Below are 25628 nucleotides of genomic sequence, written 5' to 3' on the forward strand. Positions count from 1 at the left end.
GCAACGGCGCAGTCGGCAAGACAGCAGGGCCGGCGGACGGGACCGCCCCTGCATCACACGGGCTTTAACCCTCAAGGAGAACTCATGCGGCGTGGCATAGCGGCCTCCGCGCTGGTGGCGTCCCTCGCCCTGGCGGCGACGGCGTGCGGCGGTGGCGACAGCGACAGCAAGTCGGACGGCCCGGTCACCATCACCTGGTGGGACACCTCCAACGCCACCAACGAGGCACCGACGTACAAGGCCCTGGTCCAGCAGTTCGAGGCTGCCAACAAGGACGTCAAGGTCAAGTACGTCAACGTGCCCTTCGACCAGGCGCAGAACAAGTTCGACACGGCGGCCGGCTCCAAGGGCGCCCCGGACGTGCTGCGCTCCGAGGTCGGCTGGACCCCGGCCTTCGCCAAGAAGGGCTACTTCCTGCCGCTGGACGGCACCGACGCCCTGGCCGACCAGGCCAAGTTCGAGCCGAACCTGATCAAGCAGGCCCAGTACGAGGGCAAGACCTACGGCGCGCCGCTGGTCACCGACACCCTCGCCCTGGTCTACAACAAGGCCCTCTTCAAGAAGGCCGGCATCACCGAGGCCCCCAAGACCTGGGACGAGCTGAAGTCCGACGCCGCCAAGGTCCAGGCCAAGGCGGGCGTGCCCGGCTACTGGGGCTCCACCCAGGCCTACTACGCCCAGTCCTTCCTGTACGGCGAGGGCACCGACACCGTCGACGCCGCCGCCAAGAAGGTCACGGTGAACTCGCCGGCCGCCAAGAAGGCCTACGGCACCTGGCTGAGCCTGTTCTCCGGCAAGGGCCTGCACAAGGCCGACACCACCGCCGACGCGTACGCCCACATCCAGGACGCGTTCGTCAACGGCAAGGTCGCCGCGATCATCCAGGGCCCCTGGGAGATCACGAACTTCTACAAGGGCAGCGCCTTCAAGGACAAGAACAACCTCGGCATCGCCACCGTCCCGGCCGGCTCGTCCGGCAAGGCGGGCGCCCCGACCGGCGGCCACAACCTCTCGGTCTACGCCGGCTCCGACAAGGCCCACCAGGCCGCGGCGCTGAAGTTCGTGAAGTTCATGACCTCGGCGAAGTCCCAGGAGACCATCGCCCTGAAGAACTCCACCCTGCCGACCCGCGGCGACGCCTACACCGACCAGGTCAAGGCCGACCCCGGCATCGCCGGCTACCAGGGCGTCCTCTCCGCCGCCCAGCCCCGCCCGGCGCTGCCCGAGTACAGCTCCCTGTGGGGTCCGCTGGACACCGAGCTGCCCAAGATCGCGGGTGGCAAGGAGTCGCTGGACAAGGGCCTGAGCAACGCCGAGCTGGCCGTCGCCAAGCTGGTGCCCGACTTCAGCAAGTGAGCCCGGGTGGCCGCCGGATCCTCTCCTCGAAGGGGGGAAGGATCCGGCGGCCGCCGCCCTGTGCCCGGCCCAACCCTGATCTTCCAGAAGGTGTCGAACCATGACAGTCGCCATCGACCGCGCGACCGGCAAGCGCCGCGGTGACCGCGCGCCTCGGCCCGGGCTGGGCCGGCGCATCAAGAGTGGCTACCAGAAACACTGGTACGCGTACGCGATGATCGCCCCGGTGGCGGTCGTGCTGGGCGCGCTGGTGATCTACCCGCTGGTGTACGGCCTGTACCTGACGCTCACCGACGCCAACAGCCTGAACACCGCCCGCACCATCGGCGTCAACCACATCGACGCCACCTACAAGTTCATCGGGCTCGACAACTACAAGGACATCCTGTTCGGCCCGACGGCGTACGACCGCTTCTGGTCGCACTTCATCTGGACGATCGCCTGGACCGTCCTCTGCGTCGCGCTGCACTACTGCATCGGCCTGGGCCTCGCCCTGCTGCTCAACCAGAAGCTGCGCGGCCGCACCTTCTACCGGCTGATCCTCATCCTGCCGTGGGCCGTGCCCACCTTCGTCACCGTCTTCGGCTGGCGCTTCATGCTCGCCGACGGGGGCATCATCAACTCGGCGCTCGACGCGCTGCACCTGCCGGCCCCGCTGTGGCTGGAGGACACCTTCTGGCAGCGGTTCGCCGCCATCATGGTCAACACCTGGTGCGGTGTGCCCTTCATGATGGTCTCCCTGCTCGGCGGCCTGCAGTCCATCGACTCCTCGCTCTACGAGGCGGCCGAGATGGACGGCGCGAACTCCTGGCAGCGCTTCCGCTACGTCACCCTGCCGGGCCTGCGGTCGGTCAGCTCCACCGTCGTGCTGCTGGGCATCATCTGGACGTTCAACCAGTTCGCGGTCATCTTCCTGCTCTTCGGCAACACGGCGCCGGACGCACAGATCCTCGTCACCTGGGCCTACTACCTGGGCTTCGGACAGCAGCCGCGTGACTTCGCGCAGTCGGCCGCCTACGGCATCCTGCTGCTGGCCATTCTGATCGTCTTCACCTCGTTCTACCGCCGCTGGCTGAACCGCAACGAGCAGCAGCTCGCGATCTGAGGCAGGAGTCCCCATGAGCACCACGACACCTCCCGAGGCCACCGCCCAGAAGCCGGTGACCCCCCAGGTCCTCGAGGCCCTGAACCGCGGCCCGGCCCCCCGCCGGGGCAAGCGCCGCCCCCTGGCCGCCCTCGCCTCCCACGGCATCCTCACCGTCGCGAGCCTGATCGCCCTGTTCCCGATCGCCTGGCTGATCTTCCTCTCCCTCGGCCCGGACAAGGACGACTACCTGCACCCGGGCGGCATCTGGCACAAGATGACGTTCAGCAACTACTCGTTCGTCCTGCAGCACACCGGCTTCTTCGACTGGATGAAGAGCTCGCTGATCGTCTCGCTGGGCACCACGGTCATCGGCGTCTTCGTCGCGGCCACCACCGGCTACGCCGTGTCCAGGATGCGCTTCCCGGGCTACAAGAAGTTCATGTGGGTGCTGCTCGTCACCCAGATGTTCCCGATCGCCGTGCTCATCGTGCCGATGTACCAGATCCTCTCGGACCTGCAGCTCATCGACAGCTACCTGGGCCTGATCCTGGTCTACTGCTCGACCGCGGTGCCCTACAGCGCCTGGCTGCTCAAGGGCTACTTCGACACGATCCCGTTCGAGATCGACGAGGCGGGACGGGTCGACGGCCTCACCCCGTTCGGCACCTTCTTCCGGCTGATCCTGCCGCTCGCCAAGCCGGGCCTGGCGGTCGCCGCCTTCTACAACTTCATCACCGCGTTCGGTGAGGTCGCCTTCGCCTCGACGTTCATGCTCGACGACACCAAGTACACCTTCGCCGTCGGTCTGCAGAGCTTCGTCAGCGAGCACGACGCCCAGCGCAACCTGATGGCGGCCACCGCCGTGCTGGTCGCGATACCCGTGTCCGCGTTCTTCTACCTCGTGCAGAAGAACCTCGTCACCGGCCTCACCGCCGGCGGCACCAAGGGCTGACGCCCGCCGGAGGAATGCTCCCGCGCGCCGCAGTGCGCGCGGGTAGGCGGCCGCGGTGTCCATCCGACCCCGCCGGCACCGCGGCCGCCTCGCAGCGCACCGGCCCCGCCGCCGTACCCACGCCCACCATTGACCCTTCCCCCCGCCGGGCCCCGCCCAGGAGGGGGGACCCCCACCGCATCAAGGACGCCATGAGCCAGCAGAATTCTGCAGCCCCGGCCACCGACTCCGCCGTCGCCACCGTCGCCACCAGCCGTGACTGGTGGCGGGACGCGGTCATCTACCAGGTCTACCCGCGCAGCTTCGCCGACAGCAACGCCGACGGCATGGGCGACCTGGAGGGCGTGCGCTCCCGCCTCCCGTACCTGCGCGACCTCGGTGTCGACGCCGTGTGGCTCAGCCCCTTCTACGCCTCCCCGCAGGCGGACGCGGGCTACGACGTCGCGGACTACCGCGCCGTCGACCCCATGTTCGGCAACCTGCTCGACGCCGACGCCCTGATCCGCGACGCCCACGGGCTGGGCCTGCGGGTCATCGTCGACCTGGTCCCCAACCACTCCTCCGACCAGCACGAGTGGTTCAAGCGCGCCCTCGCCGAGGGCCCCGGCTCCCCGCTGCGCGAGCGCTACCACTTCCGTCCCGGCAAGGGGAAGGACGGCGCGCTGCCGCCCAACGACTGGGAGTCCATCTTCGGCGGCCCGGCGTGGACCCGGGTGACCGAGCCGGACGGCACCCCGGGCGAGTGGTACCTGCACCTGTTCGCCCCCGAGCAGCCCGACTTCAACTGGGAGCACCCGGCCGTCGGCGACGAGTTCCGCTCCATCCTGCGTTTCTGGCTGGACATGGGCGTGGACGGCTTCCGCATCGACGTGGCCCACGGCCTGGTGAAGGCCGAGGGCCTGCCCGACCTCGGCTCCCACGACCAGCTCAAGCTGCTGGGCAACGATGTCATGCCGTTCTTCGACCAGGACGGCGTGCACGAGGTCTACCGCCAGTGGCGCACGGTCCTCGACGAGTACGCGGATGCAATGGGGCCCGAAGGGCCTTCCGCAGAAGGGCGGGGGCGGGAGACGGGCGGGCGTATCTTCGTCGCCGAGGCGTGGACCCCGACCGTCGAGCGCACCGCCAACTACGTCCGCCCGGACGAGCTGCACCAGGCCTTCAACTTCCAGTACCTGGGCACCGAGTGGGACGCCGCCGAGCTGCGCACCGTGATCGACCGCACCCTGGAGGCGATGCGCCCGGTCGGCGCCCCCGCCACCTGGGTGCTGTCCAACCACGACGTCACCCGGCACGCCACCCGCTTCGCCAACCCGCCCGGCCTCGGCACCCAGATCCGCACCGCCGGCGACCGCGACCTCGGCCTGCGCCGGGCCCGCGCGGCCTCCCTGCTGATGCTCGCCCTGCCCGGCTCGGCGTACATCTACCAGGGCGAGGAACTGGGCCTGCCGGACGTGGTGGACCTCCCGGACGAGGTGCGCCAGGACCCCGCGTACTTCCGGGGCGCCGGCCAGGACGGCTTCCGCGACGGCTGCCGGGTGCCGATCCCGTGGACCCGCGAGGGCTCCAGCTACGGCTTCGGCAGCGGCGGGAGCTGGCTGCCGCAGCCGGCGAGCTGGGCCGAACTGAGCGTGGAGGCGCAGACCGGCGTGCCCGGTTCGACGCTGGAGCTGTACCGCTCCGCGCTCGGCCTGCGCCGCTCCCAGCCCGGTCTGGGCGCGGGCGAGTCGGTGGAGTGGCTGCGGGCCCCGGAGGGCGTGGTGGCCTTCCGGCGCGGCGAGTTCGTGTGCGTCGCCAACACCACCGGCGAGTCGGTGACCATGCCGGCGTACGGCCGGGTGCTGCTCGCCAGCGGTGAGGTGACCGAGGCCGGCGGCGAGGCGAAGGTGCCGGCGGACACCACCGTCTGGTGGACCGCGGCGGACTGACGCCCGCTCTGAAATTTCTTGCATCAACTTCACACCGGCCCGCTGCCTTTCAGGCAGCGGGCCTTTAACATCTGCGTCACCGCAAGTTTGCTGAAACATTTCAGCAAGCGCCATCGGCGGTACCCCACACCCTTCGATGAAGAAGGAACCCCACATGGCACGCAGAACCCTCTCCGCGGCGGTCGCCCTCACGGCCGCCGCCCTTGTCATGACCCCGACGACCGCACAGGCGTCCCCGCCCGGCGCCAAGGACGTCACCGCGGTGCTCTTCGAGTGGAACTACGCCTCGGTGGCCCGCGAGTGCACCAGCACCCTCGGCCCCGCCGGCTACGGCTACGTCCAGGTCTCCCCGCCCGCCGAGCACATACAGGGCTCGCAGTGGTGGACCTCGTACCAGCCCGTCAGCTACAAGATCGCCGGCCGCCTCGGCAACCGCGCGGCCTTCCAGAACATGGTGAACACCTGCCACTCGGCGGGCGTGAAGGTCGTCGTCGACACGGTCATCAACCACATGTCGGCGGGCAGCGGCACCGGCACCGGCGGCTCGTCGTACACGAAGTACAACTACCCGGGCCTGTACTCGTCCTACGACTTCGACGACTGCACCTCCCAGGTCGGCAACTACCAGGACCGCTGGAACGTCCAGCACTGCGAACTGGTCGGGCTGGCCGACCTCGACACCGGCGAGGAGTACGTCCGCAAGACCATCGCCGGCTACATGAACGACCTGCTCACGCTGGGCGTCGACGGCTTCCGCATCGACGCGGCCAAGCACATCGACAGCGCCGACCTCGCCAACATCAAGTCGCGGCTGACGAACCCCGGCGTCTACTGGAAGCAGGAGGTCATCTACGGCGCGGGCGAGGCCGTCCAGCCCACCGAGTACACCGGCAACGGCGACGTCCAGGAGTTCCGCTACGCCTACGACCTCAAGCGGGTCTTCAACAACGAGAAGCTGGCCTACCTCAGCAACTACGGCGAGGGCTGGGGCTACCTGAGCAGTGCCAGTGCCGGCGTCTTCGTGGACAACCACGACACCGAGCGCAACGGCTCCACCCTCAACTACAAGAGCGGCGCCAACTACACCCTCGCCAACGTCTTCATGCTGGCCTGGCCCTACGGCGCCCCGGACGTCAACTCCGGCTACGAGTGGTCCGACGCGGACGCCGGCCCGCCCAACGGCGGTCAGGTCAACGCCTGCTGGCAGGACGGCTGGAAGTGCCAGCACAAGTGGCCGGAGATCATCGGCATGGTCCCCTTCCGCAACGCCACCCGGGGCCAGTCGGTCACCAACTGGTGGGACAACGGCAACAACGCGATCGCGTTCGGCCGGGGAAGCAAGGGCTACGTGGCCATCAACCACGAGTCCTCCGCGCTGACCCGCACCTACCAGACCTCGCTGCCCGCGGGCACCTACTGCAACGTCCAGAACAACACCACCGTGACCGTGAACTCCAGCGGCCAGTTCTCGGCCACCCTCGGCTCCAACACGGCCCTGGCCATCTACGCCGGCAAGTCGAGCTGCTGACGCGATGAGGCCCGTGCCGCCGCCCGCACGGCGGCACGGGCCAACTCGGTTGAAATTGCTTACCGATGCTTTCAAGCCTCTTGCTGCAACCCTTTCGCGGGCGGTACGGTCGCGCGGGCGCCCGGCATCGGAGCCGAGCCGCGGCGTGGGGTCGGACCCAGAAGAGCCGTAATCGCTAGGAGTTCCCGCCTGTGATACCGAGATGGCCGGCGCCCTCGACGCGCCGTACCCCGTACCGGCGCAGGGCCGCGGTCGTGACCGCAGCCGCCCTCGCCGCCGCCCTCGTGCAGCCGGTGTCCGCCCACGCGGACACACCGCCCGCGCCTCCCTCCGACGCCGCGCTGGCCGCCCAGGCCGCCCGGCACGACGACACGCGCGAGCAGTTCTACTTCGTCATGCCGGACCGTTTCGCCAACGGGGACGCCTCCAACGACAAGGGCGGACTCACCGGCTCGCGCCTGAGCACCGGCTACGACCCCACCGACAAGGGGTTCTACCAGGGCGGTGACCTCAAGGGCCTGACCAAGCGGCTCGACTACATCAAGGGGCTCGGCACCACCTCCATCTGGATGGCGCCGATCTTCAAGAACCGTCCCGTCCAGGGCGCCGGCGACAACGCCTCGGCCGGCTACCACGGTTACTGGATCACCGACTTCACCCAGGTCGACCCGCACTTCGGGACCAACAAGGACCTCGCGACCCTCATCTCCAAGGCGCACGCCAAGGGCATGAAGGTCTTCTTCGACGTCATCACCAACCACACCGCCGACGTCGTCGACTACCGGGAGAAGTCCTACGGCTACCTGTCCAAGGGCGCCTTCCCGTACCTGACGAAGGACGGCAGGCCCTTCGACGACGCCGACTACGCCGACGGCACGCGGAAGTTCCCGGCCACCGACGCCGGCTCCTTCCCCTACACCCCGAAGGTCACGAGCAGGAGCAAGGTCCCGGCCTGGCTCAACGACCCGACGATGTACCACAACCGGGGCGACTCGACGTACGCCGGCGAGTCCACCACCTACGGCGACTTCTCCGGCCTCGACGACCTGTGGACCGAACGCCCCGAGGTCGTCAAGGGCATGGAGAAGATCTACCAGCGGTGGGTCGGGGACTACGGCATCGACGGTTTCCGCATCGACACCGTCAAGCACGTCGACATGGACTTCTGGACCCAGTGGGCGACCGCGCTGGACGCCTACGCGGCCGCGCACGGGCGGAAGAACTTCTTCATGTTCGGCGAGGTCTACTCCGCCGACACCTCCGTCACCTCCCCGTACGTCACCCAGGGCCGGCTGGACGCCACCCTCGACTTCCCCTTCCAGGACGCGGCCCGCGCCTACGCCTCCCAGGGCGGCAGCGCGCGGAAGCTGGCGAGCGTCTTCGGTGACGACTACAAGTACACGACCGACAAGGCCAACGCGTACGAGCAGGTCACCTTCCTCGGCAACCACGACATGGGCCGCGTCGGGTACTTCCTGAAGCAGGACAACCCCAAGGCCACCGACGCCGAGATCCTCAAGAAGGACAAGCTCGCCAACGAGCTGATGTTCCTCAGCCGCGGCAACCCGGTCGTCTACTACGGCGACGAGCAGGGCTTCACCGGCTCCGGCGGCGACAAGGACGCCCGCCAGACGATGTTCGCCTCGAAGGTCGCCGACTACCTCGACGACGACGAGATCGGCACCGCCCGCACCCACGCGAGCGACGCCTACGACACCGGCGCCCCGCTGTACCGGCAGATCGCCGCCCTCGCGAAGCTCCGCAAGGCCAACCCGGCGCTCACCGACGGGGTCCAGACCGAGCGCTACGCCGCCGACGGCGCCGGCGTCTACGCGTTCACCCGCACGGACGCGAAGACCGGCCAGGAGTACGTCGTCGCCCTCAACAACGCCGACGAGGCGAAGACGGCGACCTTCACCACCGGTTCGGCCGGCATGTCCTACCGCGGTGTCTACGGCGCCGACGACACCCGCGCCTCCGACGCCGACCGCCGGCTCACCGTCACCGTCCCGGCCGGCGCCACGGTCGTCTACCGGGCCGCGGGCGCCCTCGCCAAGCCCGCCACGAAGCCGGCCATCACCCTGAGCGCACCGGCCGCCGGGGCGACCGGCACCGTCGAGCCGAGCGCGGACGTCGAGGGCGGGCGGCTCAACCGCGTCGTCTTCGCCGCACAGGTCGGCAACGGCAAGTGGCGCACGCTCGGCTCCGCCGACCACGCCCCCTACAAGGTCACCCAGGCCATCGGGGACGACGTGCCGGCCGGCACCGCCCTGCGCTACAAGGCGGTCGTGATCGACTCGGCCGGACACACCGCGAGCGCCACCGCGACCAGCACCACCGGCGCCCCGGCCGCCCCGGAGGTCCCCACGGCCTCCTCCCGCGACTACGCGGTCGTCCACTACAAGCGCACCGACGGCGACTACGCCGACTGGGGCCTGTACGCCTGGGGCGACCTCGCCGACGGCGAGGCGACGGACTGGCCCGCCAGCCACCCCTTCGTCGGCCGCGACGCCTACGGCGCCTTCGCCTACGTCAAGCTCAAGCCCGGCGCCTCCAACGTCGGCTTCCTGGTCATCGACAAGGACGGCAACAAGGACGTCTCCGCCGACCGGTCCATCGACGTCACCCGGACGGGTGAGGTCTGGATCGAGCAGGGCAAGGACGGCGTACTCACCGAGAAGCCCGACTACCCGGCCCAGGACACCGCCAAGGCGGTCGTCCACTACCACCGCGCCGACGGCGACTACGACGGCTGGGGCCTGCACGTCTGGACGGGCGCCGCGAACCCCACCGACTGGTCGAACCCCCTGAAGCCGGTGAAGACTGACGCCTATGGCGCGGTCTTCGAGGTTCCCCTCACCGAGGGTGCCACCAGCCTCAGCTACATCATCCACAAGGGCGACGACAAGGATCTCCCCACCGACCAGGCCCTCGACCTCAAGGCCGACGGGCACGAGGTGTGGCTGTTGAACGGGCAGGAGCAGCACCTGCTGCCGCAGCCCGCGGGCAGCGCCGCCGCCCTCGACCTGACCACCTCCAAGGCGGTCTGGATCGACCGGGACACCGTCGCCTGGAACGGCGCCGACGGCGCCGCCTCCACCCAGCTCCTTTACTCCCCGCACGGCTCCATCGCCGTCAAGGACGGGGCGCTGACCAGCGACGACGAGCACTGGCTGCGCCTGACCAAGACGGCGCTCACCGACGCCCAGAAGGCGAAGTTCCCGCACCTGAAGAACTACACCGCCTGGTCCGTCGACCCGCGTGACCGGGACCGGGTGCGCGCGGCCCTGAACGGGCAGCTCGTGGCCTCGCAGCGGGCCGCCAACGGCGCCGTGCTGGCCGCGACCGGCGTGCAGATCGCCGGGGTGCTGGACGACCTGTACCCCGGTGCGACGAAGGCCGCCCTCGGGCCGACCTTCCACGACGGCAGGCCGACGCTCGCCGTCTGGGCGCCGACCGCGCAGAGCGTCCACCTCGACCTCGACGGCAAGGCCGTGAGGATGCACCGCGACGCCGCCACCGGCGTCTGGTCCGTCACCGGCCCGGCGTCCTGGAAGGGCAAGCCCTACCGGTACGTCGTGAAGGTGTGGGCGCCCAGCGTCCGCAAGCTGGTCACCAACAAGGTCACCGACCCGTACTCGGTCGCCCTGACCACCGACTCCGAGCGCAGCCTCGTCGTCGACCTGAACGACAAGTCCCTCGCCCCGAGCGGCTGGGCGGGTCTGAGCAAGCCCAAGGCGGTGCCGCTGAAGGACGCGCAGATCCAGGAGCTGCACATCCGGGACTACTCGGTCGCCGACAAGACGGTCCCGGCCAAGGACCAGGGCACCTACCTGGCCTTCACCGACAAGAACAGCGACGGCTCGAAGCACCTGCGCGCGCTGGCGAAGTCCGGCACCTCGTACGTGCACCTGCTGCCGGCCTTCGACATCGCCACCATCCCCGAGAAGAAGGCCGACCAGGCGAGCCCCGACTGCGACCTGGCCTCCTACCCGGCCGACTCCGACAAGCAGCAGGAGTGCGTGGCGAAGACCGCAGCAAAGGACGCCTACAACTGGGGCTACGACCCGTACCACTACACGGTCCCCGAGGGCTCGTACGCCACCGACCCCGACGGCACCGCCCGTACCGTCCAGTTCCGGAAGATGGTGCAGGCGCTCAACCAGGACGGCCTGCGGGTCGTCATGGACGTCGTCTACAACCACACGGCCGCCAGCGGCCAGGCCGACACCAGCGTGCTGGACCGGATCGTGCCCGGCTACTACCAGCGGCTCCTCGCCGACGGCTCGGTCGCCAACAGCACCTGCTGCGCCAACACCGCGACCGAGAACGCGATGATGGGCAAGCTGGTCGTGGACTCGATCGTCACCTGGGCCAAGGAGTACAAGGTCGACGGCTTCCGCTTCGACCTCATGGGCCACCACCCGAAGGCCAACATCCTCGCGGTCCGCAAGGCCCTCGACGCGCTGACCGTCAAGAAGGACGGCGTCGACGGCAAGAAGATCATCCTGTACGGGGAGGGCTGGAACTTCGGCGAGGTCGCGGACGACGCGCGCTTCGTGCAGGCCACGCAGAAGAACATGGCCGGCACCGGCATCGCCACCTTCTCCGACCGGGCCCGTGACGCGGTCCGCGGCGGCAGCCCCTTCGACTCCGACCCCGGCGTCCAGGGCTTCGCCTCCGGTCTGTACACCGACCCCAACTCCTCCACGGCCAACGGCACCGAGGCGGAGCAGAAGGCCCGGCTGCTGCACTACCAGGACCTGATCAAGGTCGGCCTGAGCGGCAACCTCGCCAAGTACCGCTTCACCGATTCGGCCGGCAAGGAGGTCACCGGCGCCGAGATCGACTACAACGGCGCCCCGGCGGGTTACGCGGCCGCGCCCGGCGACGCCCTCGCCTACGTGGACGCGCACGACAACGAGTCGCTGTTCGACGCCCTGACCTACAAGCTCCCCAAGGGCACCTCCGCGTCCGACCGGGCCCGCATGCAGGTCCTGGCGATGGCCACGGCCGCCCTCTCGCAGGGCCCGGCGCTCTCCCAGGCGGGCACCGACCTGCTGCGCTCGAAGTCGCTGGACCGCAACTCCTTCGACAGCGGCGACTGGTTCAACGCCATCCACTGGAACTGCGCGGACGGCAACGGCTTCGGGCGCGGACTGCCCATGGCGGCCGACAACGAGTCCAAGTGGCCGTACGCCAAGCCGCTGCTGAGCACGGTGAAGGTGGGCTGCCCGCAGATCACCGGTGCTTCGGCCGCCTACCAGGACCTGCTGCGCATCCGTACCTCGGAGAAGGCCTTCTCCCTCGGCACGGCCGCACAGGTGCAGGACCGGCTGTCCTTCCCGCTGTCGGGCAAGGACGAGACGCCCGGCGTGATCACCATGCGACTCGGTGACCTGGTCGTCGTCTTCAACGCCACGCCGCAGCGGCAGGAGCAGCGGATCGGCGCCCTCGCCGGCGGCCACTTCCGGCTGCACCCGGCGCAGGCCAAGGGCGCCGACCCGGTGGTGAGGACCGCCTCCTTCGCGACCGGTACGGGCACGTTCAGCGTCCCGGCGCGGACCGTGGCGGTGTTCAGCCGGCCGGCCGAGTAGGGTCGGGCCGACGCCGAGAACAGGAGTGCTCATGCCGCAGATCACCGTCGACTACTCCGGAACGCTGGAGGACGCCTTCGACCGCGCCGGCTTCGCGCGGGCGCTGCACGAGGCGACCGTCGGGATCGCGGCGGCGAAGCCGGAGGCCTGCAAGACGCAGTTCCGGCCGAGCGCGCACACGGCGTACGGGTACGAGGACCCGGCGGACCACGGGCACGCGATCGTGCACGTGACCATCGGGCTCCTCGCCGGCCGCAGCGACGAGACGAAGGCACGGCTCACCGAGGCCGTGCTGGAACTGCTCGGTGAGCACATCGGCGAAGGGGGCCCGCGCGTGCACGGGTCCGCCGAGGTCCGCGACCTCGACCCCTCCTACCGGAAGTTCGACCGGTAAGGGTCTGGCGCCCCGGCCTAGGAGGCCAGGGCGATGAGCCGGCCGACGAGCTCCGCGAAGGGGCCGTCGGCCGGTTCGTTCCGCACCATCGTGCGCAGCAGCCGCGCCATGTCCGCGTCGTGTGCGGCGCTGACGGCGGCCAGGGCGGCGAAGTCGTGCACGAGCTGGACCTCCAGTTCGGCACGCGGGACGCGCCGGCCGTCCAGCCAGATCAGCGCCGTCGCCTCGGCCAGCGAGATCCAGCTCCGGACGACCAGTTCCAGGCGCGGGGGAGCGTCGGTGACGCCGAGGTGCGCGAGCATCTGCTCGTACGCGGCCTGGCGCACCGAGTCGATCAGCGCGTTGGTGGTGGAGGAGCCCACCGCCGGGCCGCCGCGCATGAGCGCCGAGAAGCCCGGGCCGTGCTCGTCCACGAAGTCGAAGTAGCGGCGCATCACCCGCAGCAGCCGGGCGCCGAGCGGGCCTTCGTGCGGCTCGGCGAAGCGGCTCGCCAGATCCTCCGAGGCGCGCTTCAACGCGGCCTCGTACAGGCTGAGTTTGCCGGGGAAGTAGTGGTAGACCAGCGGGCGCGAGATACCCGCGGCGGCCGCTATCTCGTCGATGGAGACCTCGTCCGGCGAGCGCCTGCTGAACAGGTCCAGGGCGACACCGATCAGCTGCTGCCGCCGCTCCTCCACGCCCATCCTGCGGCGAACCCCGGTAGTCATACGAACACCTTACCGATCGAATTCGGCCGTCGGCGTTCACATGTCGAGCACCAGCCGGTCGCTCCTGGCCCGTGACACACAGATCAGCATCGAGTCCGCACGCTCCGCGTCCGTCAGCAGCTCGTCCCGGTGGTCCACCTCGCCCTCCAGGACCCGCTGTTGGCAGGTCCCGCAGAAGCCCTGCTCGCAGGAGTAGGCGGTGTCCGGCAGTTCGCGGCGCACGGCGGCCAGCACGGAGGAGCCGGCCGGCACGGTCAGCGTCCGCCCGCTGCGCCGCAGCTCCAGCTCGAACCCGGCGTCCCCCGCGGCGGACGCGCCGGCGGCGAACCGCTCCAGGTGCAGCGCGGCGCCCCGGGGCAGCCGCGCCTCCACCGCCGCCATCAGCCCCTCGGGCCCGCAGCAGTACACCGCCGTGCCCTCGGGCACACCGGCGAACAGCGCGTCCAGGTCCGGGCGTCCGTCCTCGTCCTCGGCGACGAGCGTCAGCCGGTCCCCGGCGAGTTCCCGCACCCGCTCCAGATACGGCATCGAGGCCCGCGTCCGCCCGCCGTACAGCAGCCGCCACTCGGCGCCGTCCGGCAGGGCGCTCAGCATCGGCAGGATCGGGGTGATGCCGATGCCGCCGGCGACGAACACGTACGAGGGCGCGGGGCGGAGCGGGAAGCGGTTCCGGGGGCCCCGCACCTCCAGCGCCATCCCCTCGGCGAGCCGCTCGTGCACCTCACGCGAGCCGCCCCGCCCGTCCGCCACCAGCCGGGTGGCCAGCGTGTACGACGAGGCGTCCGCCGGGTCGCCGCACAGCGAGTACTGCCGTACCAGACCCGACGGCAGCACCAGGTCCAGATGCGCGCCGGGCTCCCAGCGCGGCAGGCCGGGCCCCTCCAGGCGGAGTTGCACGACGCCCTCGGCGATCGTCTCGATCCCGGTGAGCAGCGGCCGCAGGGCGCCGGCGCGGGGACGGCCGGAGACCGGCGGGTCCAGGGCGGGCAGCGGCCACAGCGGAGAGGCCCGCACGCGGCGGCGCAGCGCCCGCCGGGTCAGCACGGCGGCGCCCGCGACCAGTGCGACGGTCAGCGGCTTCGGCATCACGACCCGCCCTTCCGCGCGGCCGACGCGGCGGGGGAGACGGCCAGATAGGCGACGGCCTGGGCCGTGGAACCCTCCTGCGAGGGATGGTAGGAGCGGCTGAGATAGCGGGGGACGGAACGCAGCATGGCGCCGGCGGTGGGCAGCGTGCCCCGGCGGCCGCTGCGGTAGAACTCCCCGAAGGAGGCCCTGCCGTCCACGAGGGTGGGGTCGTTCTCCATGAAGAAGCGCGCCCCGCGCTGCCAGAGGAACACCAGCGCGCCGAAGGCGGCCGCCCAGGTGCGCGCCCGGCGCCGGTAGCCGCCGTCGAGGTGCTGGAAGAGGTCGAAGGCCACCGAGCGGTGCTCGACCTCCTCGGCGCCGTGCCAGCGCAGCAGGTCCAGCATGGTCGGATCGGCGCCCCGCCGGTCCAGTTCACCGGCGTTCAGCACCCAGTCGCCGAGGAACGCCGTGTAGTGCTCGATGGCCGCGATGAGCGCGACCCGCTCCAGCAGCCACCACCGGCGCGCCCGGCCCGGCGGCAGGGTGCGGTCGCCGAGCAGCTTCTCGAAGAACCAGTCGACCTGCGCGGTGTACGGCGTCGGGTCGAGCCCCTGCTCCCTGAGGTGCGGCAGGACCTCGTCGTGGGCCTGGGAGTGCATCGCCTCCTGGCCGATGAAGCCGATGACGTCCTCGCGGAGCCGGTCGTCCCGGATCAGCGGCAGCACCTGCTTGTACACGTGCACGAACCACCGCTCACCGGCGGGCAGCAGCAGGTGCAGCACGTTGATGGTGTGGGTGGTGAACGGGTCGCCGGGCACCCAGTGCAGCGGTGTGTCCTGCCAGGAGAAGGACACGTCGCGGGCCTTGAGAGGTATCCGCTCGGACTCCACCGGCCGGGCCTGCTTGTTGGACATGGCGTCAATGTACTGACGGGTAGGCCCGCTGAGAACCCCTTCGCGCCGCCTTGTTGACGCCACTGTCAACTAGCTCTCCCGATCACCGGCCTAGCGCAGCCCGCCGATCGTCCTGCCGTCCTTCAGCGTCCCGTTCAGATCGGCCCGCGTGCCCTGGCCGGCCTTGACCGCCAGCAGCGGCCCCTGGCCGGCCGCGGTGATCCCGCCGCTCGCCCGGATCGCGGTGACGTCCGGGCCGCCCGCGGCCAGCAGATACCAGTCCCCGGTCCTCGCCTTCCACAACACCCCGGCCAGCACCTGCGGATCGCGGGGGCCGCAGGCCGCCACATCGGCGCCCTTGGCGACGACCGCCCCGGCAGTCCGGCCCGGCGTCCGGAACTGGGCCAGCGCCGCCGTACCGCCGCCGCGCCAGGTCTCGGCCCTGGTGCACACCCACTGGCCCGCACCGCTCCCGTCGGGCAGCCGCTGCTCGGCGAACGCCCAGGCGTTGACGCCCCGCACCCCCACCGAGCGCTCCGTGGCCAGCGAGCAGGCGAACGGCGCCCAGGCGTGCAGCCCCTCGGCCCCGGCCGCCTCGACGGGGGCGCCCGGGCGTCCGGCGGTGAGATGGGCCGGCACCAGCTCGCCCAGGTCGGTGTGGAGCTGATCGCCCGAGGGGCCGGTGAGCTGGAGGACGTTCCACGAGGTGCAGCCGCCGGTCCGCAGCGCCGGGCTGGCCAGCGGCGCGGTGACGCCGTCGGTGACGGGGAGCGGCAGCGGGGCCGCGTCCGGCTTCATCAGGTCCCGCTGCGCGGCCCCGCGCACCCAGGGAGCGGTCAGATAGCGCACGTTGCCGTCGGAGCGGCCGAGCACCAGCGCGCTCGCCTCGGTGCCGGTCGCGCCGTCGACCCGGGCGAAGTCCAGGGCCGCTCCCACCGTGCCGTCCCTTGGCTCGGCGTAGCGGGCGATGCGCAGCCCGTCGTAGAGGATCACGACGCGCGCGCTGTCCACGTCGCCCGCGTACAGCAGCTGGGGCGGTCCCGCCGGACCGCCGGTCCGGGTGCCCGGCGTCGCGGAGACCCGGACCGTCTCGCCGGGCCGGGCCCAGACGGCGAGGGCGCGGCGCAGCAGCGCCCGGTCGCCGGTGAGCGTGCCGCGCGCCGGCCACACGGAGAAGTCGGTGCGGGCGGCGGACCGCCAGGCGGCCGGGGCGACCCGGACCAGCTTGCCGGGATCCAGGGCGGCTTCGGCGGCCGGGTTCCGCGCGTAGAGCGGCGCGGCGGCGCCGTCGGGGCCCCAGCCGCCGCCCGGCAGGGTCACCAGCGCCCCGCACACCACGAGCGCGGCCGCCGCGGCGAGCGCCGCCTTGGTGTGCTGGCGGCGGCGCACCAGGTCGGTGGGCCTGGCCTGCAGCGAGCAGGGGTCGAATTCCGGGGAGTGGAGCAGGGCGTCCTGCGCGGGCACCCCGTTGGCCTCGGCCAGCGCGGCCTCGGGCCGGTCGGCGCCGGCGGACGCGAGGATCCCGCGGACGGCCGAGTCCGGCAGCCGCTCCAGGCCGCGCAGCACGTACGCGGCGCGGGCCGGGCCGGAGAGCGCCGAGAGCCGCTGGTCCAGCGCGAGTTCGTCGGCCCCACCGGACCTCGGGAACAGCCTCAGGCCCCACACCCGGGGGAGCAGCGGGGGCGGTGTCGACAGCCGCGGCCGGCGCCTGCGGGCCGCCGCCAGCGCCGTACGCACGACCTCCTGCCGGACGAACGCGTACCCCGGGTCGCCGTCCCGGCCCGCGGACTGGGCCGGGATCACGGACTTCCGCCGGCGGCCCCGGGGCAGGGCGCGCTGGACGAGGGCGTGTGCCGTCAGCACCCGGCGGCCGCGGCCGAGGCCGGGTGGCAGGACCAGGTAGGCGAGCCGGACCAGCCGCGGGTAGTGCTCGACGAGCGCGGCCTCGGCCTGGTCGACGCCGACCTCCGGACCGGCCGCGGTTTTCGTGTGACGCTGGGCTACATCCTGTGACTGCACATCCCGGTGAACGAGCGAGCCGTCGGCAGGTCACCGCGGGGCGGGCGGCGTACCGCGGGCGGGCCGCCGGGGCGGCTCACTCCTCCGGTTCGACCAGCAGGCGCGCGTAGTTGGCCATCGACCGCTGGTAGCGGGGCAGGTGCGGGGCGAGGGCGCCGAGCACCAGGGACAGGCCCTCGCGGTCGCGGCCCAGGCTGGACAGGCACAGGGCGAGACAGGCGCGCACCGCGTCGTCCAACTCGTCCGACGGGGCATCGAGTTCAGGAGTGAGCAGGGCGACCCCCTCCTCCGCCCGCCCGGTGTTCCGCAGCGAGCTGGAGAGCTGGATCCGCGCCCGGCGGCCCTTGTAGCCGTCGAGCCCCCGCGCCAGCGCCTCCTGGTACAGCGGCACCGCCCGGTCCGAGTGGCCGGTGGAGTCCCAGGCGCAGGCCTGCTCGAACGGGCCCAGCGGGCTGCCCTCCGGCAGCTCGGCCACGAGCTTGTCGATCAGGTCGCGGAACTCCTGCGCGCGCTCCTCCGGATAGTCGTCGAAAGAGGCCCAGGCGGCGGTCACGCGGTCTTCCCAGTCTTGGTTCACCGGAGCACCCTCGCACATCCGTGCCCGTCACCGCGCCGCATTTGAGCGCACCGGGCGCCGCGGCCGTATCCGTTGGGCGGGGCCCCGTGCCGGGGCTCCACGCGGCATGCTGGGGCGTACCAGGACCGGAGGAACGATGAGGGTGACACGTGCGGTGCTCGGCGCCGCGGCCGTACTGGCGCTGGCGGGCTGCGGGGCGGGCGGGGAGGGCGAGAAGGTGCCGCCCACCGCGACCGGCAGCCTGGAGAGCCTGGCCGCCGAGGTGCGGTGCAAGCCGAACATGCAGACCGACGCCGACGAGATCCGCCAGGCCCTCTGCCGCAACGGCGACGGCAGGTTCGTCCTCGCCACCTTCGCCACCGACCGCGGCCAGCGTGAGTGGATCAACGACGCCAAGGACTACGGCGGTTACTACCTGGTCGGCCGCAAGTGGGTCGCCGTCGGCGACGACGGCGTCGTGAAGGCGCTGCGCGGCACGCTCGGCGGCGACGTGGAGATCGGCACGGACCACCACGCGCACAGCGGCTGAGCCGGCCGCGCGGACACGGCGGAGGCCGGTGGCGGGAGGGACCCGCCACCGGCCTCTTTCAGTCCGTGCGCCTCGGGGGATCAGGCGCAGTTCTGGCCGCGGTTGACGCAGTTCGCGATCTTGTTGGCCAGTCCGCCGGTCGTGACGCTGATGAAGTCGTCGTGGTCGGTGGCCGGCTTGTGCAGTTGTTCGGGGAAGCCGTCCACCGCGTAGGCGTTCTTCACCTGGCCGTTCTGGACGGTCGGCGGGGTGATGTTGTACACGAGGCGCATCGTGAGCTGCGGAATGGCCTTGAAGCCGTTCTGGCAGTTGCCGTTCGCGTCGGCGAAGGCCACGTGCGTGCGGTGGTTGGCGCTGTCGACGTTCTGCCCGTCCCAGCAGCTCTGGAAGGCGAACGTGCGCACCACCTTGCTGCCCTGCGGGCAGATCGGGTACTGCGTGGTCAGCTGCACCTTGTTCTCGAAGCCGGTGCAGCTCCAGTGCGCGTTGGCGTTGGCCAGGCCGTTGGTGGTGGTCTTGGCGTCACCGGTGATGATCCGCAGGAACTGCGGCATCGCGACGACCTTGGAGGTGGGGCTGCCCACGTACTTGATCTGGGCCTGGGCCGGCACCAGGATCTTGCCGACGTTGCCCTCCTTGCCGCCGCCGTCCGCGTTCTGGTCGAAGTCCTGCGAGCCGTCCTGCACCCGGACCACGGGCCAGTAGTACGACGACAGGTCGTTCCTGTTCTGGCAGCTCGTGCCGCCCTGGAGGAACGTGTTGTTGCTGGAGAACGCGTTGACCTTCTGGTTGCCGACGTAGTCGTGCAGGTGGTGGGCGCCGTTGGTCACGCCGGGGGCCACGATCACGTTGTCGGTGTTGTGGTTCTTGTTCGCGTTCACGCCGCAGCGCGTGGTGAACGTGCCGGTCGACGCGTTGCGGGACTTGCGGGGCTTGGCCTGCACGTTCGCCTGCACCTTGGTGATGTCGACGAAGTCGGCCGCGGCCGGGCCGTTGCCGGCCTGCCCGCCGTTGTTCTGCTGCTGCCCGTTGTTGCCCTGCTGCTGGCCGCCCTGTTGTTGACCGCCCTGCTGCTGGCCACCGTTCTGCTGCTGCCCGCCCTGCTGCTGCCCGCCTTGCTGCTGGCCGCCCTGTTGTTGACCGCCCTGCTGCTGGCCGCCGTTCTGCTGCTGGCCGCCGGTGGTCTGGTTGGCGTTCTGCGCCGTGCAGGTGGCCAGGGTGTCCAGGTCGCCGGGGGCGGTGCCGCCGACGCGGGTGATCTCCAGCCTGATCCGGTCCAGGATGGCCTTCCGCCGGTCCTGGAGCGGCTGCAGGATGGAGTTCTGGACGAAGCTGGTGTCTCTGGCCTGCGCGTCCCGCGTGGTCGCCAGACGCTGGTAGGCGTCGGTGATCTGGCGGTCGAGGTTGGACAGCTCCCCGGCGACCTCGCCCCGCGCCTGGTTCGGCACGTTGGTCAGCTTCTGGCCCACGTCCGGACACGAGATCGTCGCGACCTGCGCCGTCGCGGCCTTGGTCTGGTTGCCTCCCCACGACTGGTTGTTCGACTCGTGCGCCGAGGCGTAGAAGTTCGCCCAGATCAGCCCGCCCCCACCGAGCGCTAGGGCCGCCGATGCGGCTATGGCCTTGTTGGCCAGCGGCGTACGGCGTTTTCGTGTGTTGCGTCCCATGGAACTCCTCTGACTTCCTTGCGGGGCAGCATCGAGGCGCCCGACAGGAGTGAAGCGGCGTCCTTCCATACGGACGCCGCCCCGGAGGTGTTCAGCCGTCTCCCGAAACAGCCGGCGGAACGCCCTGCGACTCGGGCCTCAAATGGCCCATGACCAGCGGTAGTTGACTTTGGAATCACCGACCGCGGTCGAGGTACGCCAGCACCGCCAGTACGCGCCGATTGTCGTCGTCCGACACCTCGAGACCCAGTTTGGTGAAGATGTTGGAGGTGTGTTTGGCGATGGCCCGTTCCGTCACCACGAGCTGACCGGCGATCGCCGCGTTCGAGCGGCCCTGCGCCATCAGCTCCAGCACCTCCAGCTCGCGCGGGGTGAGATGGGCGAGCGGACGGTCGTCCGCCGCCCGCCGCGACAGCAGCTGCTGGATCACCTGCGGGTCCATCGCCGTGCCGCCGGCGGCCACCCGCCGGACCGCGTCCACGAACTGGTCGGCGTCGAACACCCGGTCCTTCAGCAGGTACCCCACCGCGCCGCTGCCGTCGGCCAGCAGCTCACGCGCGTAGAGCTGCTCGACGTGCTGGGACAGCACCAGCACCGGCAGCCCGGGCCGCTCCCGCCGGGCCCGCAGCGCGCACTGCAGGCCCTCGTCGGTGTGCGTGGGCGGCAGGCGTACGTCGACGACGGCGACGTCCGGCTTCAGCTCCGCGAGGGCGCGGTCGAGTTCGGGACCGGACTCGACGGCCGCCACGATCTCGAAGTCGTAGGCCTCCAGCAGCCGGACCAGTCCGTCGCGCAGCAGGAAGAGGTCTTCGGCTAGGACAACGCGCACGGGAGCTCCATGGTGACCAGGGTGGGGCCGCCGGCGGGGCTGCTGACGGCCAGGACGCCGTCGAATGTACCCAGCCGCCGCTCCACCCCGGCCAGCCCGGACCCCGCGCCGATCGCCGCGCCGCCCCTGCCGTTGTCGGTGACCGTGATCCGCAGCATCCCGTCGGCGTGGTGCAGGTCCACCCAGAGCCGGTCGGCGCCGGAGTGCTTGACGGCGTTGGTGAGCACCTCGCTGACCGCGAAGTAGGCGGCGGACTCCACCGGCGCGTCCGCCCGGCCGGGCAGCTCCACGGCCACCTCGCTCGGCACCGGCAGCCGCAGCGCCAACGCCCGCACCGCGTCCCCGAGTCCGCGCTCGGCCAGCACCGGCGGATGGATGCCGCGGACCAGGTCGCGCAGTTCCTCCAGCGCCTCCACGGAGTTGCGCCGGGCCTGGGTGAGGAGCCGCTTGGCCTGCGCCGGGTCCTTGTCGAGCAGCATCTCGACGGTGCCGAGGTCCATGCCCATCGCGACCAGCCGGGCCTGCGCGCCGTCGTGCAGGTCCCGTTCGATGCGGCGCAGCTCGGCGGCCGAGGTGTCCACGGCGTCGCGCCGGGTCTCGGTCAGCACCCGCACCCGCTCGGCGAGTTCGCCCCGGTCCGCGCCGAGGACGTTCCGGGTGAGGCGGAAGTGCGCGGTCAGCAGACGGGGGGCGAGGTGGTAGGCGGCGACCAGCAGGACCACCGCGGTGGCGGCGGCGCCGAGCGCGCTCGGCTGGTCGGTGACCGGCACGAAGCCGTACCAGTACGTCCCGCCGTCCGCGAGCACCCGCCACAGCCCCGCGGCGACCGCGAAGCCCTCGAACGGGTACAGGCACAGCACCGCGGGCAGCAGCGCCGTGACGAAGCCCGCCGTCATGTCCACCGGCAGCCACAGCAGGTCCCGCCGCACCTGGCGGTCCCGGAGCATCGTGAAGGTGCGTGTCCAGGGGTTGGCGCCGGCGGGCAGGGGCCGGTACGCCGACGGGATCGGCACCCCGCCCCACTCGGCCGCGAGCCGGCGCCGGGTGTCCGCGACGTCCCGCACCCCGCCGAGGATCCAGGGGGTCGTGACGATGCCGATGCCGATCGGTATGAGCGCGATGGAGACGAGGCTCAGCGTCAGGCACAGCACCGTGACGGGCAGCGTCGCCACGGCCAGTACGAGCCCCCGTACGGCGGCGAGTGCGGCGTCCCGTGCCCGCGCGCGCACCGTGCCGCCCTTCGTGTCGGTAGTCATGCGGCCAGTCTGGCCGACCCCCGGGCGGCGGTCACTCGCCCGAAGCCCCCGGTCAGGAGGTGGTGCCAGGTACACCCCGGGCCGCGGCGAGCACCTGCGCCTCCACCCGCGGGTCGACGCCCACCGAGGTCCGGTCGGACCGCTGCGGCGCCGTGCCCCCGATACCGGTCAGCCACCGCCAGGTGTCCGCGACGGTCTCGCCCGCGGGCCGGCACTCCAGTCCCGTGGCCAGGGCGCGGGAGACGTCCGAGCGGTGCACGGCGTCGTACATCTCGCCGTCCGGCGGCACCCACACCGGCAGCCCGGTCCACGGCTCGATCCCGGCATCCAGGATCAACCGCGGCTCGGTCCAGCACAGTTCTGCGTCCGCGCCGGTCACCCGGACGCATGCCTCGAGCAGCTCGCCCATGGTGGCCGTGCCCGGCGGCCCGACCAGGTCGTACGGGCCGCTCAGCCCCTGTTCCACCGCGCCCAGCAGCCAGCCGGCGAGGTCGCGCACGTCGATGTACTGCACGGCCAGGCCGCGCGGCCCCGGCGCCAGGACCGGGCCGCCGCGGGCGATCCGGTTCAGCCACCAGGGCAGCCGGCCCACGTTCTCGTACGGGCCGAGGATCAGCCCGGCCCGGACCAGCAGCGAGTCCTCGGCGCCGAAGGCCTCCACCGCCGCCAGTTCGCCGCCCCGCTTGTCCCGCGCGTAGTCGGTCGCGGCGGCGCCGGCGGCGGCGCCCTCGACCAGCGGCGCGTCCTCACGGGCGCCCCTGGGCCACGGCCAGGCGTACACCGACCGGCTGGAGACGTAGACGTACCGGCCGGCGCGGCCGTGCAGCAGCCGCGCCGCGTCCCGGACCGCCCGGGGCGCGGCCGACCAGGTGTCGACCACCGCGTCCCAGGCGCCGTCGTCGCCCGCGAGGGCGGCGAGCCCGTCGGGCGCGGTGCGGTCGCCGTGCAGCGACCGCACGCCCGGGGGAGGCGCGTGCCGTCCCCGGTGGAAGACGGTCACCTCCCAGCCGCGCGCGAGCGCGGCCTCCACGACGGTCCTGCCCACGAACTCGGTCCCGCCCAGCACCAGAAGTCTCATGCCGGCGAGCGTGCCCGGTACCGGCCCGCGGAGGGAAGGGCTGTCTGCCGAGGGCAGACGGCCGGGCTCAGTCCCCGGTGGCCGGTGTGTACTTGTAGCCGACCCGGCGCACCGTCTGGATCGACCGGCGGTGCCGCTCGCCCAGCTTGCGGCGCAGCCGGGCGATGTGGACGTCGACGGTGCGGCCGTCGCCGACGTGGCCGTAGCCCCACACCGTGGTGACGAGCTGGTCGCGGGTGTGCACCCGGTTCGGGTGCGCCACCAGGTGCGCCAGCAGCTCGAACTCCAGGTAGGTGAGGTCGAGTTCGCGGCCGTCGACGCTGACGGTGCGCTGCACCGGGTCGATCCGCACCCGCGGGTCGCCGTCCGCCCCGGCCGCCGGGTCCTGCGCCGCCGCGGGCCCGTCGGGCAGCGCGACCGGGAGGAACGGCGGCCGCTGGTCGGCCGGGACCAGCACCAGGTAGCCGACCATCGGCGGCTGTCCGGGCAGGGTGGGCAGGGTGTGCTGGGGAGCGGGCAGCCAGGTGGCGCCCGGCGGCAGGAAGTCCGCGACGTCCACGACCTCGTCCCGGTCGACGGACCGCAGCCGGTGCCGGGGGCCGCTCTGGGAGGGCGCGGGAAGGGTGGCGGTGGAGAGGGAACGAGTGGTCGCCATGAGAGGTCAGCTCTTTCGCGCGAGGAGTTCGTCGGAAGGTGCGGCGGCCGCGATTCGTGGTCGGGCGCGCCGGGAGACGTACGTCGTTCCGCGCTGGCCGAAGGCCGGGGTGTACGGCTTTAGAGGGCCCGCGCGTTCGCCGCGCGGCAACACACCCGGTCGAAGTCGTGGTGCTGACGGGAGGGCCAGAACGGCTCGAGGTCGTGACGACCCGTCGCGGTGCGGTTCTGGAAGCTGGCCATGGGCCCATTGAAGCAGACGCGGGCCACCGGCAGGAGCCCTCTCTCACAGCTTGGACGCCCGGTCCGCTCGGGGCGGCCTCCGCGTGCGGGCGGCCGGGGACGCCTCAGGGGCGCCCGCCGTCCTGGCGGGCGCCCCTGAGGGGAAGCGGTGCGGATCAGACCTGGCCGGCCTTCTCCAGCGCGGAGCAGCAGGTGTCCACCAGCAGGCGGGTCACCACGTACGGGTCGACGTTGGCGTTGGGGCGGCGGTCCTCGATGTAGCCCTTGCCGTCCTTCTCGACCTGCCACGGGATGCGGACCGAGGCGCCGCGGTCCGACACGCCGTAGGAGTACTCGTTCCACGGAGCGGTCTCGTGCAGGCCGGTGAGGCGGTCGTCGATGCCGGCGCCGTAGTTCTTGACGTGGTCCAGCGGCTTGGAGCCCTCACCGAGGGACTCGCACGCGGTGATGATCGCGTCGTAGCCCTCGCGCATCGCCTTGGTGGAGAAGTTGGTGTGCGCGCCGGCGCCGTTCCAGTCGCCCTTGACCGGCTTGGGGTCCAGGGTCGCGGAGACGCCGAAGTCCTCGGCGGTGCGGTACAGCAGCCAGCGGGCCACCCAGAGCTGGTCGGAGACCTCCAGCGGGGCGAGCGGGCCGACCTGGAACTCCCACTGGCCGGGCATGACCTCGGCGTTGATGCCGGAGATGCCCAGGCCCGCCTTCAGGCAGTTCTCCAGGTGCGCCTCGACCACGTCGCGGCCGAAGATCTCGTCGGCGCCGACACCGCAGTAGTAGCCGCCCTGCGGGGCCGGGAAGCCGTTCTCGGGGAAGCCCAGCGGGCGGGCGCCGTCGAAGAAGGTGTACTCCTGCTCGATGCCGAAGATCGGCTCCTGGGCGGCGAACCGCTCGGAGACCTCGGCCAGCGCGGCGCGCGTGTTGGACCGGTGCGGGGTCATGTCGATGTCGAGGACCTCGCACAGCACGAGGATGTCGTCGCCGCCGCGGATCGGGTCCGGGCAGGTGTAGACCGGCTTGAGCACGCGGTCCGAGGAGTGGCCCTCGGCCTGGTTGGTCGAGGAGCCGTCGAAGCCCCAGATCGGCAGCGCGTCGAGACCGGCCGGAGCACCCGTGATGATCTTCGTCTTGGAACGCAGCTTGGCCGTCGGCTCGGTGCCGTCGATCCAGATGTACTCAGCCTTGAAGGTCACGGGGGGCCACATCCTTAGGGGGCGGGTCGGGTGCGCTCGGGGTGCTCGCGGCGCTGCGGCGCCGGGGCGCCGCGTCGAT

At 71.6% G+C, this 25628-nt stretch carries 20 protein-coding genes; 8 read left to right on the forward strand and 12 right to left on the reverse strand.

Annotation, left to right across the window (positions count from 1 at the left end; genetic code table 11):
* Positions 1-84 precede the first annotated feature (84 nt).
* From ACZ7JA_RS07905 to ACZ7JA_RS07935, 7 genes are all read left to right on the forward strand, one after another.
* Entirely contained in the window at positions 85-1356 is a 1272-nt protein-coding gene (locus ACZ7JA_RS07905) for an extracellular solute-binding protein (protein WP_389446996.1), read from the forward strand.
* A gap of 100 nt (positions 1357-1456) precedes the next feature.
* Positions 1457-2461: a carbohydrate ABC transporter permease gene (locus tag ACZ7JA_RS07910; protein WP_351670590.1), complete on the forward strand. Its 1005-nt coding sequence runs from the start codon at positions 1457-1459 to the stop codon at positions 2459-2461.
* Positions 2462-2474: 13 nt separating this feature from the next.
* The gene (locus tag ACZ7JA_RS07915; protein WP_351670593.1) at positions 2475-3395 is read left to right on the forward strand and encodes a sugar ABC transporter permease; all 921 of its coding nucleotides are present in this window, start codon (positions 2475-2477) and stop codon (positions 3393-3395) included.
* Positions 3396-3586: 191 nt separating this feature from the next.
* Positions 3587-5323: a glycoside hydrolase family 13 protein gene (locus ACZ7JA_RS07920; RefSeq protein WP_450751467.1), complete on the forward strand. Its 1737-nt coding sequence runs from the start codon at positions 3587-3589 to the stop codon at positions 5321-5323.
* 154 nt (positions 5324-5477) lie between these two features.
* Complete coding sequence (locus tag ACZ7JA_RS07925; protein WP_470807656.1) at positions 5478-6851, forward strand: alpha-amylase; 1374 nt, start codon at positions 5478-5480, stop codon at positions 6849-6851.
* Between the two features lie 191 nt (positions 6852-7042).
* Positions 7043-12448 (forward strand): pullulanase-type alpha-1,6-glucosidase, encoded by a 5406-nt coding sequence (pulA, locus tag ACZ7JA_RS07930; protein WP_470807658.1) that lies wholly within the window; start codon positions 7043-7045, stop codon positions 12446-12448.
* Between the two features lie 31 nt (positions 12449-12479).
* Positions 12480-12842: a 5-carboxymethyl-2-hydroxymuconate Delta-isomerase gene (locus ACZ7JA_RS07935; RefSeq protein ID WP_389447002.1), complete on the forward strand. Its 363-nt coding sequence runs from the start codon at positions 12480-12482 to the stop codon at positions 12840-12842.
* 17 nt (positions 12843-12859) lie between these two features.
* Here the strand turns inward: ACZ7JA_RS07935 and ACZ7JA_RS07940 are convergent, their stop codons facing one another.
* From ACZ7JA_RS07940 to ACZ7JA_RS07960, 5 genes are all read right to left on the reverse strand, one after another.
* Entirely contained in the window at positions 12860-13549 is a 690-nt protein-coding gene (locus ACZ7JA_RS07940; RefSeq protein WP_351670607.1) for a TetR/AcrR family transcriptional regulator, read from the reverse strand.
* Between the two features lie 36 nt (positions 13550-13585).
* On the reverse strand, positions 13586-14635 hold the full coding sequence (locus tag ACZ7JA_RS07945; protein WP_470807661.1) for a PDR/VanB family oxidoreductase: 1050 nt from the start codon (positions 14633-14635) through the stop codon (positions 13586-13588).
* Positions 14635-15531, reverse strand: coding sequence for a metal-dependent hydrolase (locus ACZ7JA_RS07950; protein ID WP_351670613.1), 897 nt, complete (start codon positions 15529-15531; stop codon positions 14635-14637). Before ACZ7JA_RS07950 ends, ACZ7JA_RS07945 begins: the two co-directional genes overlap by 1 nt.
* 90 nt (positions 15532-15621) lie before the next feature.
* On the reverse strand, positions 15622-17529 hold the full coding sequence (locus tag ACZ7JA_RS07955; RefSeq protein WP_470807663.1) for a hypothetical protein: 1908 nt from the start codon (positions 17527-17529) through the stop codon (positions 15622-15624).
* Between the two features lie 76 nt (positions 17530-17605).
* The gene (locus ACZ7JA_RS07960; protein ID WP_470807665.1) at positions 17606-18124 is read right to left on the reverse strand and encodes a tetratricopeptide repeat protein; all 519 of its coding nucleotides are present in this window, start codon (positions 18122-18124) and stop codon (positions 17606-17608) included.
* Positions 18125-18242: 118 nt separating this feature from the next.
* Here ACZ7JA_RS07960 and ACZ7JA_RS07965 point away from each other — a divergent pair, with 118 nt between their 5' ends.
* On the forward strand, positions 18243-18635 hold the full coding sequence (locus tag ACZ7JA_RS07965; protein ID WP_351670622.1) for a hypothetical protein: 393 nt from the start codon (positions 18243-18245) through the stop codon (positions 18633-18635).
* 80 nt (positions 18636-18715) lie between these two features.
* Here the strand turns inward: ACZ7JA_RS07965 and ACZ7JA_RS07970 are convergent, their stop codons facing one another.
* From ACZ7JA_RS07970 to glnII, 7 genes are all read right to left on the reverse strand, one after another.
* A complete protein-coding gene (locus ACZ7JA_RS07970) occupies positions 18716-20302 on the reverse strand; it encodes a DUF1996 domain-containing protein (protein WP_389306131.1) in 1587 nt (528 codons plus the stop codon).
* A gap of 175 nt (positions 20303-20477) precedes the next feature.
* Complete coding sequence (locus tag ACZ7JA_RS07975; RefSeq protein ID WP_351670628.1) at positions 20478-21131, reverse strand: response regulator transcription factor; 654 nt, start codon at positions 21129-21131, stop codon at positions 20478-20480.
* On the reverse strand, positions 21116-22387 hold the full coding sequence (locus ACZ7JA_RS07980; RefSeq protein WP_351670631.1) for a sensor histidine kinase: 1272 nt from the start codon (positions 22385-22387) through the stop codon (positions 21116-21118). Before ACZ7JA_RS07980 ends, ACZ7JA_RS07975 begins: the two co-directional genes overlap by 16 nt.
* Before the next feature lie 52 nt (positions 22388-22439).
* Positions 22440-23465: an NAD-dependent epimerase/dehydratase family protein gene (locus tag ACZ7JA_RS07985; protein WP_351670634.1), complete on the reverse strand. Its 1026-nt coding sequence runs from the start codon at positions 23463-23465 to the stop codon at positions 22440-22442.
* Positions 23466-23532: 67 nt separating this feature from the next.
* Positions 23533-24120: a winged helix-turn-helix domain-containing protein gene (locus ACZ7JA_RS07990; RefSeq protein ID WP_351670637.1), complete on the reverse strand. Its 588-nt coding sequence runs from the start codon at positions 24118-24120 to the stop codon at positions 23533-23535.
* 119 nt (positions 24121-24239) lie between these two features.
* Positions 24240-24362 (reverse strand): hypothetical protein, encoded by a 123-nt coding sequence (locus tag ACZ7JA_RS07995; protein ID WP_268894189.1) that lies wholly within the window; start codon positions 24360-24362, stop codon positions 24240-24242.
* Positions 24363-24517: 155 nt separating this feature from the next.
* Entirely contained in the window at positions 24518-25549 is a 1032-nt protein-coding gene (gene glnII, locus ACZ7JA_RS08000) for a glutamine synthetase (RefSeq protein ID WP_470807670.1), read from the reverse strand.
* Between the last annotated feature and the right edge of the window lie 79 nt (positions 25550-25628).

Source organism: Streptomyces sp. NPDC038135, from assembly GCF_055601245.1.